We start from the raw sequence: 16,853 nt of genomic DNA on the forward strand, positions 1-16,853 counted from the left end.
TTCGGTCTCTCTCGAGACCGGTCGCTCACTCAAAGCTGACAGGTTCTGAATAAATTCAAAAACCTGACTTACTTTAGTGTGAGACTCTTGATACTTTTGCTGCTCCCGGCTTCATTCCGAAGAACGAGGCCGGGTCGCCACCGCATCAAGCGCCCACACTTATCGGCTGTAAATTTTTAAAGATCGATCGCGAAAGCGCCGTTAAAACTGCTCAACTACCGGCTTCTTTCTGCGTTGCTGCGTCAGCAGCAGAGAAACGAGATTATGAAGAATCTTTTCCGCTTCGTCAACCCCTTTTTTTCGCTCACCGCTTGAAAAAGCTTGCTGACTCCTGCGTCCGCCGGTTTCCGCGGCGGCCTTCGCTGCCCTGACGTCGGAGACATCGAACTGCGAAGGGGGCGAATCTTATCGCCCCCGCCGGCACTGTGCAAGGGGGTGGCGAAAATAATTTCGATCGCCGCTCGCGGCGATCGAATCTCCCGGGCATTTACTTGTTCTTGAACACGGGCTTGCGCTTCTCGACGAACGCAGCCATCCCTTCCTTTTGGTCTTCCGAAGCGAAGAGCGAATGGAATAGACGGCGCTCGAAGTGCACGCCTTCAGCAAGCGTCGTCTCGTAGGCGCGATTCACCGACTCCTTCGCCATCATCACGGCGGGCAACGAGAATTCGCAGATGGTCGTAGCCGCCGCCAGCGTTTCGTTCAGCAATTCCGCAGCCGGAATCACGCGCGATACGAGACCGGCGCGCTCCGCCTCCTCCGCACCCATCATCCGGGCGGTCAGGCACAGGTCCATCGCCTTCGCTTTCGACACCGCGCGCGGCAGACGCTGCGTACCGCCCGCCCCCGGAATCACGCCCAGCTTGATCTCCGGCTGGCCGAACTTCGCCGTATCGGCCGCGAAGATCATGTCGCACATCATGGCTAGTTCGCAGCCACCGCCGAGCGCGAAGCCCGCGACCGCCGCGATGATCGGCTTGCGAATCGAGCGGATCGTTTCCCAGTTGCGCGTGATGTAGTCGCCTTTGTACACATCCATGAAGGTGTAGCTCGCCATCATCCCGATGTCGGCGCCCGCGGCGAACGCCTTTTCGCTACCCGTGATGACGATCGCGCCAACGCCCTCATCGGCGTCGAACGCCTTGAGTGCCGCGCCCAGTTCGTCCATGAGCGCATCGTTTAGCGCGTTGAGCGCTTTTGGCCGGTTCAGCGTGATCAATCCGACCTTGCCACGCGTCTCGACCAGGATGTTTTCGTACCCCATAACTCCTCCTTCCATCAAAAGAAAGTCCCCGAAAAAATTTTTTACGCCGAACTTTGACTAATGCTAACATTGGCCAACCAACCGGTCGGTCAATTAATTGGCGCGGGCCCTGTCCAACCTCTCAATCAACGTTGAGCCATGACACATTCGCTGTTTGCCAAGCATGAGGGCGCGCTTCAAAAAGCGCTTGCCGCCATCGAGACCCGCGGCTACTGGAGCCCGTTCGCCGAAATGCCCAGCCCCAAAGTGTACGGGGAAACCGCCAGCGCAGATGGCGAAGGCGCGTTCAAGGCCCACCTGAATCGCGCCTTCGAACTCGACCAGCCGTCGACGGGCGAAACCGTCGGCAGCGAGGCCTCGCCGTTCGGCTTCGCGCTCGGCGCGCGCTATCCGAAGTCGACGCCCGACCAGTTGATCGAAGCCGCGCAGCAAGCCCAGCGCGACTGGCGCGCAGCCGGCCCGCAGGCATGGGCGGGCGTGAGCCTCGAAATCCTCGAGCGCCTGAACCGCGCGAGCTTCGAGATCGCCTTCAGCGTGATGCACACGACCGGCCAGGCATTCATGATGGCCTTCCAGGCCGGCGGCCCGCACGCTCAGGATCGCGCGCTCGAAGCCGTCGCCTACGCCTACGACCAGCTGCGCCGCATTCCCGCCGACGCGCACTGGGAAAAGCCGCAGGGCAAGAACCCGCCCCTCGCGATGCAAAAGCGCTTCACGATCGTGCCGCGCGGCACCGGCCTCGTGCTCGGCTGCTGCACGTTCCCGACCTGGAACGGCTACCCCGGCCTCTTCGCCGATCTGGCGACGGGCAACACGGTCATCGTCAAGCCGCACCCGGGCGCGATCCTGCCGCTCGCGATCACCGTGCGCATTGCGCGTGAGGTGCTGCGCGAAGCCGGCTTCGATCCGAACGTCGTGACGCTGCTCGCCACCGACCCCAACGACGGCGCACTCGTGCAGCAGCTCGCACTGCGCCCCGAGATCAAGCTGATCGACTTCACGGGCAGCACGCAAAACGGCCACTGGCTCGAGCGCAATGCGCATCAGGCGCAGGTCTACACGGAAAAGGCCGGCGTGAACCAGATCGTGATCGACTCCGCGGACGACCTGAAGGCCGTCGCCCGCAACATCGCGTTCTCGCTCTCGCTTTACTCGGGCCAGATGTGCACGGCGCCGCAGAACATCTATGTGCCGCGCGACGGCATCCGCACCGCTGAAGGCCAGCTGAGCTTCGAGGCCGTCGCCCAGGCGATTGCCGGCGCCGTGCAGAAGTTCGTCGCCGATCCGGTGCCCGCCGTCGAAGTGCTCGGCGCGATCCAGAACGAAGGCGTGACGGCTCGCATCGACGAAGCCCGCAAGCTCGGTACCGTGCTCGCCGACAGCCAGACGCTCGAACACCCGCAGTTCGCCGGCGCACGCGTGCGCACGCCGCTCGTGCTCTCGCTCGACGCAGCGCGCGACGCCGCCCAGTTCACGCGCGAATGGTTCGGCCCGATCTCGTTCGTGATCGCCACGGATTCGACTGCACAGTCGCTCAAGCTGGCCGGCGAGACCGCGCGCGACCACGGCGCGCTCACGCTTTCCGTCTACAGCACGGACGACGCCGTGATCGAAGCCGCACATGAAGCCGCCATCACCGGCGGCGTGGCGCTCTCGATCAACCTCACGGGCGGCGTGTTCGTGAACCAGTCGGCTGCATTCTCGGACTTCCACGGCACCGGCGCGAACCCCGCGGCGAACGCCGCGCTCGCCGACGCCGCCTTCGTGGCGAACCGCTTCCGCGTGGTTCAGAGCCGCGTTCACGTCGAACCGAAAGCGGCCCCCGCCGTTGCCAGCTGATCGGCCCACGACGTTCAGCCGAATGGCGCCCGATTGCCCATCCCTCTAGCATGCAAGGCGTGAGCGCACTTCTGCGCTCGCGCCCCAGGAACCCGAGATGACCGAAGCCTATATCTGCGACGCGATTCGCACCCCGTTCGGCCGCTACGGCGGCGCCCTCAAGGACGTCCGCGCGGACGACCTCGCCGCGGTGCCGATCCGCGCCCTCGTCGAGCGCAATCCCGGCGTGGACTGGAGCGCGCTCGACGACGTGCTCTACGGCTGCGCCAACCAGGCCGGCGAAGACAACCGCAACGTCGCGCGCATGGCCGCGCTGCTCGCTGGCCTGCCGACCGACGCGCCGGGCGGCACGCTCAACCGCCTGTGCGGCTCGGGCCTCGACGCTGTCGGCAGCGCGGCGCGCGCGATCAAGGCGGGCGAAGCGCGCCTTATGATCGCGGGCGGCGTGGAAAGCATGACGCGCGCGCCGTTCGTCATGGGCAAGGCGGCTTCGGCGTTTTCGCGTGAAGCGGCCATCTACGACACGACCATCGGCTGGCGTTTCGTCAACAAGCTGATGAAGCAGCAGTATGGTGTCGATTCGATGCCGGAGACGGCGGAAAACGTCGCGGAAGAATTCGGCATCAATCGCGCCGATCAGGACGCGTTCGCGTTGCGCAGCCAGCAGAAAGCGGCCCGCGCGCAGAAGGACGGCACGCTCGCGCAGGAAATCGTCGCGGTCGAGATCGCGCAAAAGAAGGGCGACCCCGTGCGTGTAACGCTCGACGAGCACCCGCGCGAAACTTCGCTCGAATCGCTCGGCAAGCTCAAGGGCGTCGTGAAGCCGGACGGCACGGTCACGGCGGGCAACGCCTCGGGCGTCAACGACGGCGCCTGCGCCCTGCTGCTCGCCAACGAGGCGGCCGCCAAGCAGTATGGCCTGCGTCGCCGCGCGCGCGTGCTCGGCATGGCGACCGCCGGCGTCGCGCCGCGCATCATGGGCATCGGCCCGGCGCCCGCTACGCAAAAACTGCTCAAGCAGCTCGGCATGACGCTGGATCAGTTCGACGTGATCGAACTCAATGAGGCGTTCGCCTCGCAAGGCCTCGCCGTGCTGCGCGCACTCGGCATTGCCGACGACGATCCGCGCGTGAACCCGAATGGCGGCGCGATTGCACTGGGCCACCCGCTCGGCGCTTCGGGCGCACGTCTCGTGACGACGGCGCTCCATCAGCTGGAGCGCACGAACGGACGCTTCGCACTTTGTACGATGTGCATCGGCGTCGGCCAGGGCATCGCCCTCGCGATCGAACGCATCGAGCCATAACGGGCGCAGTATCGACCGGCCGCCGGGCGATGCATTCGGCGGTCTCAGACAGCTTTGCATGGGACCAGGAGACAACCGATGCCCTACGATGCGATCCGCGTCGAAATCGACGCATCCACCCGCGTGGCCACGATCACGCTGAACCGCCCGGACAAGCTCAACAGCTTTACGCGCGCCATGCACCGCGAGCTTGTCGCAGCGCTCGACGAGGTCGCCGCGGCCGGCGCGCGCGCCCTTGTGCTGACGGGCGCGGGCCGCGGCTTCTGCGCGGGCCAGGATCTCGCCGATCTCGATTTCACGCCGGGTGCGATGACCGATCTCGGCGACCTCATCGATGAGCATTTCAATCCGCTGATCAAGCGCCTGCAGGCGCTGCCGATGCCCGTGATCGCCGCCGTCAACGGCACCGCGGCAGGCGCCGGCGCCAATCTCGCCCTCGCCTGCGACCTCGTGCTTGCAGCGCGTTCCGCAAGCTTCATCCAGGCGTTCGTGAAGATCGGCCTCGTGCCCGATTCCGGCGGCACGTGGTTCCTGCCCAAACGCGTGGGCTTGGCGCGCGCGCTCGGACTCGCCATGACCGGCGAAAAACTCAGCGCGGAAAAGGCGGAAAGCTGGGGCGTCGTCTGGCAAGTGACCGACGACGCAGAACTTGCGCAAACGGCCGGCGCGCTCGCCGCACGTCTCGCGCAGCAACCGACGCGCGCCATCGTCGCCACGCGCGAAGCGCTGCGCGCATCGGCCACGAACACGCTCGACCGGCAACTGGATCTCGAACGCGACCTGCAGCGCGAGCTGGGCGCGTCGCATGACTACGCAGAAGGCGTGCAAGCCTTCATCGAAAAACGCGCACCGCACTTCGAGGGCCGCTGAGATGTCCACGCAAGCCTCGCAACTGCCTGACGACGACGGCCTGTCGCCCGACGAACTCGCTCGCGCCGCCGCGCAGGCGATGTACGAAGCCGACGGCTGCACGCGCGCGCTCGGCATGGAACTCCTCGAAGTGCGCGCCGGTTACGCGCGCCTGTCCATGGCCGTGCGGCCCGAGTTTCTCAACGGCCATCAGACCTGCCACGGCGGGATGATTTTCTCGCTCGCGGATTCGGCGTTCGCCTTCGCGTGCAATTCGTACAACATCAACACCGTCGCGGCCGGCTGCTCGATCGAGTTCCTGCGTCCGGTGCTGCGCGACGAGGTGTTGACCGCCGAAGCCGTCGAACAGGTGCTATCGGGACGCAACGGGGTCTACGACATCCGCGTGACGAATCGGGCAGGCGAAACCGTCGCGCTCTTCCGAGGCAAGTCCGCGCAGATTCGCGGCAATGTCATTCCCGTCGCAACGTGAAGCGGGTTTCCCCTTCTCGATTCCCTACGCGTCACGAGTAAAGTTCTTAGATCCAGGAGACACCCATGAGTACCACGCTGCCGCTCGAACCCATCGAAAAGGCGAGCCGCGACGAGCTTGCTGCGCTGCAGCTCGAGCGCCTGAAATGGTCGCTGAACCACGCTTACGAGAATTCGCCGGTCTATCGCCGCAAATTCGACGAAGCCGGCGTACATCCGTCCCAGGTGCAGTCGCTCGCCGATCTCGCGCGCTTCCCGTTCACCACGAAGAAGGATCTGCGCGACAACTATCCCTTCGGCATGTTCGCAGTGCCGCAAGACCAGATTTCGCGCATCCATGCGTCGTCGGGCACGACCGGCAAGCCGACCGTGGTGGCCTACACGGCGCGCGACATCGACACGTGGGCGAACGTCGTCGCGCGTTCGGTGCGCGCAGCGGGCGCCAGGCGCGGCGACAAGGTGCACATCAGCTACGGCTACGGACTCTTTACGGGCGGCCTTGGCGCGCACTACGGCGCGGAACGTGCGGGCCTCACCGTCATTCCGTTCGGCGGGGGCCAGACCGAGAAGCAGGTCCAGTTGATCCAGGACTTCCGTCCCGACATCATCATGGTCACGCCGAGCTACATGCTCGCGATCGCCGACGAAATGGAGCGCCAGGGCATCGATCCGGCCACCTGTTCGCTGCGCATCGGCATCTTCGGCGCGGAGCCGTGGACCAACGACATGCGCCGGGCAATCGAGCAGCGCATGGGCATCACGGCCGTCGACATCTACGGTCTTTCGGAAGTGATGGGCCCGGGCGTCGCCTCGGAATGCGCGGAGACGAAAGACGGCCCGACGATCTGGGAAGATCACTTCTACCCCGAGATCATCGACCCGGAAACCGGCGAAGTGCTGCCCGACGGCGAATTGGGCGAGCTCGTCTTCACCTCGCTCACGAAGGAAGCGCTGCCCATCGTCCGTTACCGCACGCGCGACCTCACGCGTCTGTTGCCCGGTACGGCGCGCACCATGCGCCGCATGGAAAAGATCACGGGCCGTTCGGACGACATGTTGATCATCCGCGGCGTGAACGTGTTCCCCACGCAGATCGAGGAACTGCTGCTCAAGCAGCCGGCTCTCGCACCGCACTATCAGATCGTCCTGACGAAGGAAGGTCCGATGGACGTGATGTCGCTCAACTGCGAACCGTGCCCGGAAACCGCGCCCGACTACGGTGCGCTCGACGCGGCCAGCAAGGCACTCGCTTACGACATCAAGGCGCTGATCGGCGTGACGTGCAAGGTGAACGTGCTGGAAGTGAACGGCATCGAGCGCTCGGTTGGCAAAGCCCGGCGAGTCATCGACAAGCGGCCGAAGTAACCGCGGCCCGCAACGCGCAGTAAAAGAAAAAGCCGGCGCTCGCCGGCTTTTTCGCTTCACGAGTGCGGCGCAAGCGCCACCGCGATCACGAGTTCGGGAACAGCAGCCACATGCGGCCGCCCTGCTTCATCTTGCCGGCCAGATCGCCGGCGTCGTCGCCCAAGCCCCAGAAGTAGTCGGCGCGCACGCCGCCCTTGATTGCCGTGCCCGTGTCTTGCGCGAACACGAGCCGGTTGAGCGGCGTATTCGTGAGCGGGCGCGTAGTCTGGAGAAACACCGGCGTGCCAAGCGGAATCGACGACGGATCGACGGCGATCGAGCGTTCCGGCGTGAGCGGCACGCCGAGCGCACCGATCGGACCGTCGGCTCCGCCCTGCGCGTCGCCCTCGGAGCCGCCCATCTCGCGGAAGAACACGAAGCGCGGATTGGTGTCGAGAAGCGCGTCCACGCGCGTCGGGTTCGCGCGTGCCCATGCCTTGATGCCCTGCATGGTCGCCTGCGCGGGCGTGAGTTCACCGTGGTCGAGCAGCCAGCGCCCGATCGACTTGTACGGCTGGTTGTTGGTGCCGCCGAAGCCCACGCGCATCACGCTGCCGTCTTCCATCACGACGCGCCCGGAGCCCTGCACCTGCAGGAAGAACGCTTCGATCGGATCGTCCACCCACACGAGTTCGTTGCCGCCCAGCGCGCCAGAACGTTCGAGCTGCGCGCGCGGCGGCATCGCGGCGCCCGGACGATAGCCGGACGGCCAGCGATACAGCGCGGTCTGGTAGATGCCGTGACGCGTGCGCGAACCGTGCAGCAGCGGCTCGTAGTAGCCGGTCACGAGGCCGTCGAGCGTGCCGTCGTTGTTGGCGAACTGATAGGGCGTGAAATACGTTTCGAAGAATGCACGTGCGCTCGAGGCGTCCAGGTCATCGAGCTGCGAGGCCGCAGTGCACGCGCGCTGCCAGCGAGGATCGCGCGCAAGACGCGTGCAGTTCGCGCGCAGCGCCGCGGTCACGCCGATCAGCGAGTCGTCCTGCCAGCCCGGCACCTGCTGCCAGGCGACCGGCGTGAGACGTTGCGCGGCGAGCTGCGAGGGCAGCGTGGGCGTGCCTTTGGGCGGCACGTTGTGCACGTAGCTCGGGCCGCCGCATGCGGCAAGCAAAGCCGCGAGCGAAGCCGCGCCCAACCAGCCGCCTAACCGCAGACCCAGGCGGCTCCCCCCACGCCGAAGCGCCGACCCCACGCAATATCGCACCTGTGTGAATCCCGGCATCACCGGGACATCGAGACCGGAATCGACGTCAAAATCACGCCTACAATACTGGCTCTCGATGGATGCCGCCATGTCAGAACTGCTCGACGAATACCCGATGCTCATGTTTGGTCTGGAAGCGCTCCTTGCGCTGTTCCTGCTGATTTTCATCGTTGTGTGGACCGCGTCGGGCAGGAAGAAGCAAGCCTCGCGCGACGATCGGCGTCAGAACTAGCAGACCCCGATTTCTCGCGGCGGTTCAATGCAACGTGCGCGGCATGCGCAGCACGAACTCGGGCACGGGCGCCTCGAAGCGCTCGGCGTCCTCGGCCACACAGAAGTACTCCCCGCGCATGGTGCCCACCGGGGTAGCGATCACGGCCCAGCTCGTGTACTCGAACTGCTCGCCCGGCTTCAGAAGCGGTTGATGGCCGACCACGCCCAGCCCCTTCACTTCCTGCACGTGATTTTCGCTGTCGGTGATCACCCAGTGGCGCGCGATCAGCTGGGCGCTTACCTGACCGGTATTGCGAATGGTCAGCGTGTACGCGAAGGCATATTGCCGGCGCTCCGGGTCCGATTCTTCGGGCAGGTAGCGCACCTGCGACGTCACGCTGAATTCGTACTGGCTCATCGTTGTTCCATTCGCTTTGGCGCGGCTGCTGAGTCCGTTGACTGAGACGCCCGCGCGGCAAGGCGCTCGCGGGCGCGCCGCGAGGCGCGGCACATGGTTTGGCATTCTGCTTGATGCAACGGGCACCCGCAACCCGGCGCCGCCCGCGGCGGCCGCCGGGAAACGCTCTGCCACTGACGGTAAAATACGGTTTTTCCGACAGTTTTCCGATTGCCGCCATGACGCAATTCCGCATCGCCCCCAGCATTCTCTCCGCCGACTTCGCGCGTCTTGGCGAAGAGGTCCGCAACGTCGTCGCTGCCGGCGCCGACTGGATCCACTTCGACGTGATGGATAACCATTACGTGCCGAACCTCACCATCGGTCCGCTGGTGTGCGAGGCGATCCGCCCGCACGTGAGCGTGCCCATCGACGTGCACCTGATGGTGCGCCCGGTCGACCGCATCGTGCCCGACTTCGCCAAGGCCGGCGCGAACCTCATCAGCTTCCACCCGGAAGGCTCGGACCATATCGACCGCACGCTCTCGCTGATCCGCGACCACGGCTGCAAGGCGGGCCTCGTGTTCAACCCGGCCACGCCGCTGAACTACCTCGACCACGTGATGGACAAGCTCGACCTCGTGCTCATCATGTCGGTGAATCCCGGCTTCGGCGGTCAGTCGTTCATTCCGGAGGCGCTCAACAAGCTGCGCGAGGCGCGCGCGAAGATCGACGCCTACACGGCCCGCACGGGCCGCGAAATCCACCTCGAAGTGGACGGCGGCGTGAAGGTCGACAACATCGCCGAAATCGCGGCGGCAGGCGCGGACACCTTCGTGGCAGGCTCGGCGATCTTCGGCAAGCCGGACTACCAGACCGTGATCGACGAGATGCGCGCGCAACTCGCGAGCGCAGCAAGCGCTGCAAACGCAAAATGAACGCGCCCGTCAAGTTCACCGCGCCGCGCATCGAAGCGGCGCTGATCGACCTGGACGGCACGATGGTCGACACCGCCGACGACTTCGCCGCCGGCCTGAACGGCATGCTCGCGCAGCTCGACGCCGATGAAACCACGCGCGAGGAAGTGATGGGCTACGTGGGCAAGGGCTCGGAGCACCTGATCCGCAGCGTGCTCGCGCCGCGCTTTGCCGCGGATAACGTCGAGGCGCGCTTCGACGAAGCGCTCGCGCTCTACCAGGACGAGTACGCGAAGATCAACGGCCGCCACACGCATCTGTACCCGGACGTCGAAGCAGGCCTCGCGGCGCTGCGCGACCAGGGCATCAAGCTCGCGTGCGTGACCAACAAGCCACACCGCTTCGCCGTCGAGCTGTTGCAGCAATACGGCCTCGCGCAGTACTTCGACGTGGTGCTCGGCGGCGACAGCCTCGCGAAGAAGAAGCCCGACCCGCTGCCGATGCTCACCGCCTGCGAGCGCCTGGGCGTCAAGCCCGCGGCGGCGGTGGCGATCGGCGATTCGGAGAACGATGCGATTGCGGGCCGCGCGGCCGGCATGGCCACGCTCACGGTGCCCTACGGCTACAACCACGGCCAACCTGTACAAAAAATTGAATCGGATGGTATAGTTGCCTCGCTGCTCGACGCCGCCAAGGCGGTCGCAGCGCACAATGACCTGACTTAAGTTCTCGACTGAACGTCAACTATCCTCATGTTTCTGAATAAAAAACGGAGTCTGAGCACGATCGACCGGGGAGCCTGGCCCTGGCGTCGCTGGTCGCGCTAACCTCATCCGAGGTTCGCTGAAGTTGGGTATTCGTCCTTCTTCAGCACCGTTTTTTACTTCGCTGCGCACTCGCGCGTGTCTCGACTCTAAACTGTTGCGGTAACCCGTCGGCTGGTCTGGCCGTTGGCTTTCGTGGTCCTTGCGTGTCGTTTCGCCGTTCGCGGCGAGTTGCGCCGGGCGCGAGCGGCTACGCCCTACCTTCCGTCGATGTACCGCACGCCGGCCCGGCAAGCGCTGCCTCATCAGCGCGATCCTGGGCCGCACGAGTGAGCGCCAGCGGCCATCAAGCACTCTAAAACAAACGCCTCGCGCTCACCGCGCGCCCCGTTTTGAGCCGCACTGGGCCCGCACCCGCCGCGACCGGCAGCACGAACAGGATCGGAACATGACCGAACTCGAATTTCAGTCCCTCGCCAACGAGGGCTACAACCGCATCCCGCTGATCGCCGAAGCGCTCGCCGATCTCGAAACGCCGCTCTCGCTGTACCTGAAGCTCGCGCAGCCCGAGCGCGGCGGCGCCAATTCTTTCCTGCTGGAGTCCGTGGTGGGCGGCGAGCGCTTCGGGCGCTATTCGTTCATCGGCCTGCCGGCGCGCTCGCTGATCCGCACGCGCAACGGCATTTCGGAGGTCGTGCGCGACGGCCAGGTGATCGAGACGCATAACGAAGATCCGCTCGAATTCATCGCGAACTACCAGGCGCGCTTCAAGGTCGCGCAGCGTCCGGGTCTGCCGCGCTTCTGCGGCGGTCTCGCGGGCTACTTCGGCTACGACGCGGTGCGCTACATCGAGAAGAAGCTCGCCGATACCTGCCCGACCGACGATCTCGGCCTGCCCGACATCCAGCTGCTGCTGACCGAAGAAGTCGCGGTCATCGACAATCTCGCGGGTAAGCTCTATCTCATCGTCTATGCCGATCCGCAAACGCCCGAGGCCTACACCAAGGCGAAGCACCGCCTGCGCGAACTCAAGCAGCGCCTGCGCACCACGGTGCAGCCGCCGGTGACTTCGGCAAGCGTGCGTACCGAAACGTTCCGCGAGTTCAAGAAAGACGATTACCTCGCCGCCGTGCGCAAGGCGAAGGAATACATCGCCGCGGGCGAGCTGATGCAGGTGCAAGTGGGCCAGCGCCTCACGAAGCCGTATCGCGACAATCCGCTGTCGCTGTACCGTGCGCTGCGCTCGCTCAACCCGTCGCCGTACATGTACTACTACAACTTCGGCGAATTCCACGTGGTGGGCGCGTCGCCGGAAATTCTCGTGCGCCAGGAAAAGCGCGGCGAGGACCGCATCGTGACGATTCGCCCGCTCGCGGGCACGCGGCCGCGCGGCAACACGCCCGAGCGCGACGCCGAACTCGCGACCGAACTGCTCAACGACCCGAAGGAAATCGCCGAGCACGTCATGCTGATCGACCTCGCGCGCAACGACGTGGGCCGCATCGCCGAGATCGGTTCGGTGGCCGTCACCGACAAGATGATCATCGAGAAGTACTCGCACGTGCAGCACATCGTGAGTTCGGTGGAAGGCAAGCTCAAACCCGGCATGAACAATTTCGACGTCCTGCGCGCCACGTTCCCGGCCGGCACGCTCTCGGGCGCGCCGAAGGTTCGCGCGATGGAATTGATCGACGAACTGGAGCCGGTGAAGCGCGGGCTCTACGGCGGCGCGGTCGGCTATCTCTCGTTCAACGGCGAGATGGACCTGGCCATCGCGATCCGCACCGGCCTCATCCACAACGGCAATCTGTATGTGCAGGCCGCCGCGGGCGTGGTTGCCGATTCGGTGCCCGAGTCCGAATGGCAGGAAACCGAGAACAAGGCGCGCGCCGTGCTGCGCGCCGCCGAGCAGGTGCAGGACGGCCTCGACAGCGACTTCTGAGCGGAGAAAAGACCATGTTGCTCATGATCGACAACTACGATTCGTTTACCTACAACATCGTCCAGTACTTCGGCGAGCTCGGCGAAGACGTTCACACGTACCGCAACGACGAAATTACCATCGACGAAATCGCCAAGCTCAACCCCGCGCGCATTTGCCTCTCGCCCGGGCCGAGCAACCCGCAGCACGCGGGCATCACGCTCGACGTGCTGCGCGAATTCGCAGGCAAGACGCCGATTCTCGGTGTGTGTCTCGGCCATCAGGCGATTGGCGAAGCGTTCGGCGGGCGCGTCGTGCGCGCGAAGACCATCATGCACGGCAAGGTGAGCCAGATCGAAACCGACTGCAAAGGCGTGTTCGCCGACCTGCCGAAGCACTTCAACGTCACGCGTTATCACTCGCTCGCCATCGAACGCGAGTCGCTGCCCGACTGCCTCGAAGTGTCGGCCTGGACCGACGACGGCGAAATCATGGGCGTGCGTCACCGCGAGCTTGCGGTGGAAGGCGTGCAGTTTCATCCGGAATCGATCCTCTCGGAGCACGGCCATGCCCTCTTCGAGAATTTCCTGAAGCAAACCAAGAGCGCTTGACCCGGAGGCGACTAATCATGATTACCCCGCAGGAAGCGCTCCAGCGCACGATCGAGCATCGCGAGATTTTTCACGACGAGATGCTCCACCTCATGCGCCTCATCATGCGCGGCGAGCTTTCGCCCGTGCAATCGGCGGCCATCCTCACCGGCCTGCGCGTGAAGAAGGAAACCATCGGCGAGATCACGGCCGCCGCGACGGTCATGCGCGAGTTCGCGAATCACGTCGAGGTGAAGGACAACTCGAACTTCATCGACATCGTCGGCACCGGCGGCGATGGCTCGCATACTTTCAATATCTCCACGGCCTCGATGTTCGTGGTCGCGGCAGCGGGCGCAAAGGTCGCGAAGCACGGCAACCGGGGCGTCTCCAGCAAGTCGGGCAGCGCGGACGTGCTCGAAGCGCTCGGCGTGAACATCGACCTGCAGCCGGACCAGGTGGCCGCCTCGATCGCCGAAACGGGCATGGGCTTCATGTTCGCGCCCAACCACCATCCGGCGATGAAGAACATCGCCGCCGTGCGCCGCGAGTTGGGCGTGCGCACGATCTTCAACATCCTCGGGCCGCTCACGAATCCGGCCGGCGCGCCCAATCAGCTGATGGGCGTGTTTCATCCGGACCTCGTCGGCATTCAGGTGCGCGTGATGGAGCGTCTTGGCGCAAAACACGTATGCGTCGTCTACGGCAAGGACGGCATGGACGAAGTCTCGCTCGGTGCGGCCACGCTCGTCGGCGAACTCAAGGACGGCCAGATTCGCGAGTACGAGATCCATCCCGAAGACTTCGGTATGCAGATGGTTTCGAACCGTTCGCTCAAGGTCGAGAACGCCGAAGAATCGAAGGCGATGCTGCTCGGCGCGCTCTCGAACGAGGCTGGAACGGCGCGCGAAATCGTCGCGCTGAACGCGGGCACGGCGCTCTATTCGGCGAACGTGGTGGACTCGATCGCGCAAGGCATCGCGCTTGCGCGCGAGACGCTCGCCAGCGGCCGCGCGCGCGCCAAAGTCGACGAACTGGTACGCTTCACGCAACAGTTCAAACGCTGATCCAGCACCGTTTTTTGCCTCCGAATATCATGAGTGACATCCTCGAAAAGATCATCTCGGTCAAGCGCGAAGAAGTGCGCGCCGCCGAGCAGAGCGCCCCGCTCGAAGAATTGCGTCTGCAGGCAAGCACGGGCGACCTGCGCGATTTCGTCGGCGCATTGCGTGCGAAGCACGACAACGGCCAGGCCGCCGTGATCGCCGAAGTGAAGAAGGCAAGTCCGTCGAAGGGCGTGCTGCGCGAAAACTTCCAGCCCGCCGAAATCGCGCGCTCGTACGCCGAGGGCGGCGCGGCCTGCCTTTCCGTGCTGACCGACGTACAGTTCTTCCAGGGCAGCGCCGCGTACCTCGAAGCCGCGCGCGCCGCGTGCAACCTGCCGGTGCTGCGCAAGGACTTCATCGTCGATCCGTATCAGGTCGTCGAAGCCCGCGCGATGGGCGCCGACGCGATCCTGCTGATCGCCGCCGCGCTCCAGCCAGGTGAAATGCGCGATCTCGAAGCGCTTGCGCATTCGCTCGGTCTCGCGGTGCTCGTCGAAGTGCACGACCGCGCAGAACTCACGCACGCGCTCACGCTGAAGACACCGCTCATCGGCATCAACAATCGCAATCTGCGCACGTTCGAAACCACGCTGGATGCGACCATCGGCATGCTCGACGACGTGCCTGAAGACCGCATCGTCGTGACCGAGTCGGGCATTCTCTCGCGTGCGGACGTCGAGAAAATGCGCGCGCTTTCCGTGCACACGTTCCTCGTGGGCGAGGCGTTCATGCGCGCCGAACAGCCGGGCGCGGAACTCGCCCGCATGTTCTTCTGATCGCGCAACGCCATGGGTATCGAACGCGAAATCAAGCTCTCGCTGCCGCGCGGCCAGGTGGACGCGGCGCAGCGTCTGTTCGAGACGCGCGCCGGCAAGCCAGGTCGCGCCATCCGGCTCGAAAACATCTACTTCGACACGCCGGCGCTTGCGCTCGCGCGCGCAAAGAGCGCGCTGCGCCTGCGCCGCGCGCCCGAGGGCTGGCTGCAGACGTTCAAGACCGTGGGTGTGGCGCAAAACGGGCTGCACGCGCGGCACGAGTGGGAAATGCCGGTGGCGGGCGAAGCGCTCGAAATCGACCGGTTGCTGCACGAGTGCGATGAAGCCGGCGTTTCGACGGCGCTCTCGGATGCCGCCGCGAACCTGACCCCGCTCTTTCGCACCGACTTCCAGCGCACGCTGTGGACGCTCGAAGTCGACGGCGCGCAAGTGGAAGCGGCCATCGATCAGGGCGAAGTCACCGCGGACGTGAACGGCGAAACGCGGCGCACGCCGATCTGCGAAATCGAACTCGAACTGAAGTCGGGCGACGAAGCGGCATTGCACACGCTCGCGGCGGAACTCGCGCGGGCGCTGCCAGGCCTTGCGCCGGACGACATCAGCAAGGCCCAACGCGGGTACAAGCTGCGCGAAGGCTGAGAACGGTGCGGCGCGGCTTCAGCGCGCCGCACAACGCGCTCAATCACCTGTAGATAGCGGATAGCGCCGAAACAGTGCTGTTAGTTGCAACATCATCGCCGATGCCGCAAGAGGGCACCCGGCCGCGCTCGCGCCGGATTGAATCGCCGCGCAATTGCTGCGACACTTGCCGCCCATGACCTCCACGAAACGCCCGCGCGTCGCGATGCCGGTGCAAGCTTCGCTGTTCGACGACTTTCTGGCCGACGCAGCACAAGCCACGCTCGACGAGCCGCCGCTGCCCGAAATCGACCCGCGCCAGATCACGATCTTCTCGCTGTTCGGCGCCGACGAATTCCCGGCGCCCGAACGCACGCACGCCGTTATGCCCGCCCCCGCCATGCCACACGACCCCACCGCGCCGCAGGCCGCCATCGACACCACGCGCCTCGAAGACCAGTTCGACGCGCTGCCCGCCGCCTGGCGCGAGCTGCTTGCGCCGTTCATCACGAGCGACGCCTACGCGCCGTTGTGCCGCTTCGTCGATGACGAGCGCTCCGCCGGCAAGACCGTCTATCCTGCCGACGTGTTCCGCGCGCTGCGCCTCACCTCGCCCGACGACGTGAAGGTCGTGATCCTCGGCCAGGACCCGTATCACGGCGACGATCGCGGCACGCCGCAGGCGCACGGCCTGGCGTTCTCGGTGCCGCCTTCGGTGCGCCCGCCGCCTTCGCTGCGCAACATCTTTAAGGAAATCGCAGCGAGCCTCGGCATTCAGGCGCCGACGCACGGCTGTCTCGACGCCTGGGCGCGCCAGGGCGTGCTGCTGCTGAACACGGTGCTCACCGTCGAGCGCGCGAGCGCCGCGAGCCATGCGAAGCGCGGCTGGGAGCGCTGCACCGACACGCTGATCCAGCAACTCGCCGCGCGCCACGAAAACCTCGTGTTCATGCTGTGGGGCGCGCACGCGCAGAACAAGCGCGCGTTGCTCTCGGGTGCGCATTGCGTGCTCGAAGCGCCGCATCCGTCGCCGCTTTCCGCGCATCGCGGCTTTCTCGGCTGCGGGCATTTCGCGCAGGCCAACGAGTATCTGCAGGCGCACGGCCGCCAGCCGATCGACTGGCGTTTGCCGGAGGAAGGCCTCGAGCTCGCCTGAGCCGCCTGAGCCGCTTGGGCCTCGCAACGCGACGACG

General features: G+C 65.4%; 17 protein-coding genes. 14 read left to right on the forward strand and 3 right to left on the reverse strand.

What is annotated here, in order from left to right; all coding sequences use genetic code 11:
• Window positions 1-487: 487 nt before the first annotated feature.
• Window positions 488-1,264 (reverse strand): enoyl-CoA hydratase, encoded by a 777-nt coding sequence (locus tag BFD71_RS37050; protein ID WP_069269161.1) that lies wholly within the window; start codon window positions 1,262-1,264, stop codon window positions 488-490.
• Between the two features lie 138 nt (window positions 1,265-1,402).
• Here BFD71_RS37050 and paaN point away from each other — a divergent pair, with 138 nt between their 5' ends.
• The 5 genes from paaN (at window position 1,403) to paaK (ending at window position 7,115) form a co-directional block, all read left to right on the forward strand.
• Complete coding sequence (gene paaN, locus BFD71_RS37055) at window positions 1,403-3,103, forward strand: phenylacetic acid degradation protein PaaN (protein ID WP_069269162.1); 1,701 nt, start codon at window positions 1,403-1,405, stop codon at window positions 3,101-3,103.
• A 97-nt stretch (window positions 3,104-3,200) separates the two neighbouring features.
• On the forward strand, window positions 3,201-4,409 hold the full coding sequence (gene pcaF / locus BFD71_RS37060; RefSeq protein WP_069269163.1) for a 3-oxoadipyl-CoA thiolase: 1,209 nt from the start codon (window positions 3,201-3,203) through the stop codon (window positions 4,407-4,409).
• A 78-nt stretch (window positions 4,410-4,487) separates the two neighbouring features.
• Window positions 4,488-5,279 (forward strand): 2-(1,2-epoxy-1,2-dihydrophenyl)acetyl-CoA isomerase PaaG, encoded by a 792-nt coding sequence (gene paaG / locus BFD71_RS37065; RefSeq protein WP_069269164.1) that lies wholly within the window; start codon window positions 4,488-4,490, stop codon window positions 5,277-5,279.
• A gap of 1 nt (window position 5,280) precedes the next feature.
• Window positions 5,281-5,751, forward strand: coding sequence for a hydroxyphenylacetyl-CoA thioesterase PaaI (gene paaI, locus BFD71_RS37070; protein ID WP_069269165.1), 471 nt, complete (start codon window positions 5,281-5,283; stop codon window positions 5,749-5,751).
• Window positions 5,752-5,816: 65 nt separating this feature from the next.
• Window positions 5,817-7,115, forward strand: a complete 1,299-nt coding sequence (gene paaK / locus BFD71_RS37075; RefSeq protein ID WP_069269166.1) for a phenylacetate--CoA ligase PaaK — start codon at window positions 5,817-5,819, stop codon at window positions 7,113-7,115.
• A gap of 85 nt (window positions 7,116-7,200) precedes the next feature.
• On the opposite strand, the gene mltA is transcribed toward paaK, so the two are convergent.
• Window positions 7,201-8,481 carry a murein transglycosylase A gene (mltA, locus tag BFD71_RS37080; protein ID WP_256095087.1) on the reverse strand — a complete coding sequence of 427 codons (1,281 nt, stop codon included), beginning with the start codon at window positions 8,479-8,481 and terminating at the stop codon, window positions 7,201-7,203.
• Between mltA and BFD71_RS42560 the strand changes: the two genes are divergently transcribed.
• Entirely contained in the window at window positions 8,447-8,590 is a 144-nt protein-coding gene (locus BFD71_RS42560; RefSeq protein ID WP_233271586.1) for a hypothetical protein, read from the forward strand. The genes mltA and BFD71_RS42560 overlap by 35 nt on opposite strands.
• 24 nt (window positions 8,591-8,614) lie before the next feature.
• On the opposite strand, the gene apaG is transcribed toward BFD71_RS42560, so the two are convergent.
• Window positions 8,615-8,989 (reverse strand): Co2+/Mg2+ efflux protein ApaG, encoded by a 375-nt coding sequence (apaG, locus tag BFD71_RS37085; protein WP_028208771.1) that lies wholly within the window; start codon window positions 8,987-8,989, stop codon window positions 8,615-8,617.
• Window positions 8,990-9,207: 218 nt separating this feature from the next.
• On the opposite strand from apaG, the gene rpe reads away from it, so the two are divergent.
• The 8 genes from rpe to BFD71_RS37125 all read left to right on the forward strand — a co-directional run bounded on the left by rpe (window position 9,208) and on the right by BFD71_RS37125 (window position 16,816).
• The gene (gene rpe / locus BFD71_RS37090; RefSeq protein WP_069269167.1) at window positions 9,208-9,906 is read left to right on the forward strand and encodes a ribulose-phosphate 3-epimerase; all 699 of its coding nucleotides are present in this window, start codon (window positions 9,208-9,210) and stop codon (window positions 9,904-9,906) included.
• On the forward strand, window positions 9,903-10,610 hold the full coding sequence (locus BFD71_RS37095; protein WP_069269168.1) for a phosphoglycolate phosphatase: 708 nt from the start codon (window positions 9,903-9,905) through the stop codon (window positions 10,608-10,610). Before rpe ends, BFD71_RS37095 begins: the two co-directional genes overlap by 4 nt.
• Window positions 10,611-11,097: 487 nt before the next feature.
• A complete protein-coding gene (trpE, locus tag BFD71_RS37100; protein WP_069269169.1) occupies window positions 11,098-12,591 on the forward strand; it encodes an anthranilate synthase component I in 1,494 nt (497 codons plus the stop codon).
• Window positions 12,592-12,605: 14 nt separating this feature from the next.
• The gene (locus BFD71_RS37105; RefSeq protein ID WP_069269170.1) at window positions 12,606-13,181 is read left to right on the forward strand and encodes an aminodeoxychorismate/anthranilate synthase component II; all 576 of its coding nucleotides are present in this window, start codon (window positions 12,606-12,608) and stop codon (window positions 13,179-13,181) included.
• 14 nt (window positions 13,182-13,195) lie between these two features.
• The gene (gene trpD, locus BFD71_RS37110) at window positions 13,196-14,227 is read left to right on the forward strand and encodes an anthranilate phosphoribosyltransferase (RefSeq protein ID WP_069269188.1); all 1,032 of its coding nucleotides are present in this window, start codon (window positions 13,196-13,198) and stop codon (window positions 14,225-14,227) included.
• 29 nt (window positions 14,228-14,256) lie between these two features.
• Complete coding sequence (gene trpC / locus BFD71_RS37115) at window positions 14,257-15,042, forward strand: indole-3-glycerol phosphate synthase TrpC (protein ID WP_069269171.1); 786 nt, start codon at window positions 14,257-14,259, stop codon at window positions 15,040-15,042.
• Window positions 15,043-15,054: 12 nt separating this feature from the next.
• Complete coding sequence (locus BFD71_RS37120) at window positions 15,055-15,681, forward strand: CYTH domain-containing protein (protein WP_069269172.1); 627 nt, start codon at window positions 15,055-15,057, stop codon at window positions 15,679-15,681.
• A 175-nt stretch (window positions 15,682-15,856) separates the two neighbouring features.
• Window positions 15,857-16,816, forward strand: a complete 960-nt coding sequence (locus tag BFD71_RS37125; protein WP_069269173.1) for a uracil-DNA glycosylase — start codon at window positions 15,857-15,859, stop codon at window positions 16,814-16,816.
• The last annotated feature ends 37 nt before the right edge of the window (window positions 16,817-16,853 follow it).

The sequence above is a fragment of the Paraburkholderia nodosa genome, from assembly GCF_001718195.1.
In the GTDB taxonomy this organism is placed as follows: domain Bacteria; phylum Pseudomonadota; class Gammaproteobacteria; order Burkholderiales; family Burkholderiaceae; genus Paraburkholderia; species Paraburkholderia nodosa_A.

What these genes read in the sequence shown, in the direction of transcription:
- BFD71_RS37050 (WP_069269161.1), bottom strand. Translation starts at nt 1,264, where the DNA reads ATGGGGTACGAAAACATCCTGGTCGAGACGCGTGGCAAGGTCGGATTG.
- paaN (WP_069269162.1), top strand. Translation starts at nt 1,403, where the DNA reads ATGACACATTCGCTGTTTGCCAAGCATGAGGGCGCGCTTCAAAAAGCG.
- pcaF (WP_069269163.1), top strand. Translation starts at nt 3,201, where the DNA reads ATGACCGAAGCCTATATCTGCGACGCGATTCGCACCCCGTTCGGCCGC.
- paaG (WP_069269164.1), top strand. Translation starts at nt 4,488, where the DNA reads ATGCCCTACGATGCGATCCGCGTCGAAATCGACGCATCCACCCGCGTG.
- paaI (WP_069269165.1), top strand. Translation starts at nt 5,281, where the DNA reads ATGTCCACGCAAGCCTCGCAACTGCCTGACGACGACGGCCTGTCGCCC.
- paaK (WP_069269166.1), top strand. Translation starts at nt 5,817, where the DNA reads ATGAGTACCACGCTGCCGCTCGAACCCATCGAAAAGGCGAGCCGCGAC.
- BFD71_RS42560 (WP_233271586.1), top strand. Translation starts at nt 8,447, where the DNA reads ATGTCAGAACTGCTCGACGAATACCCGATGCTCATGTTTGGTCTGGAA.
- mltA (WP_256095087.1), bottom strand. Translation starts at nt 8,481, where the DNA reads ATGAGCATCGGGTATTCGTCGAGCAGTTCTGACATGGCGGCATCCATC.
- apaG (WP_028208771.1), bottom strand. Translation starts at nt 8,989, where the DNA reads ATGAGCCAGTACGAATTCAGCGTGACGTCGCAGGTGCGCTACCTGCCC.
- rpe (WP_069269167.1), top strand. Translation starts at nt 9,208, where the DNA reads ATGACGCAATTCCGCATCGCCCCCAGCATTCTCTCCGCCGACTTCGCG.
- BFD71_RS37095 (WP_069269168.1), top strand. Translation starts at nt 9,903, where the DNA reads ATGAACGCGCCCGTCAAGTTCACCGCGCCGCGCATCGAAGCGGCGCTG.
- trpE (WP_069269169.1), top strand. Translation starts at nt 11,098, where the DNA reads ATGACCGAACTCGAATTTCAGTCCCTCGCCAACGAGGGCTACAACCGC.
- BFD71_RS37105 (WP_069269170.1), top strand. Translation starts at nt 12,606, where the DNA reads ATGTTGCTCATGATCGACAACTACGATTCGTTTACCTACAACATCGTC.
- trpC (WP_069269171.1), top strand. Translation starts at nt 14,257, where the DNA reads ATGAGTGACATCCTCGAAAAGATCATCTCGGTCAAGCGCGAAGAAGTG.
- BFD71_RS37120 (WP_069269172.1), top strand. Translation starts at nt 15,055, where the DNA reads ATGGGTATCGAACGCGAAATCAAGCTCTCGCTGCCGCGCGGCCAGGTG.
- BFD71_RS37125 (WP_069269173.1), top strand. Translation starts at nt 15,857, where the DNA reads ATGACCTCCACGAAACGCCCGCGCGTCGCGATGCCGGTGCAAGCTTCG.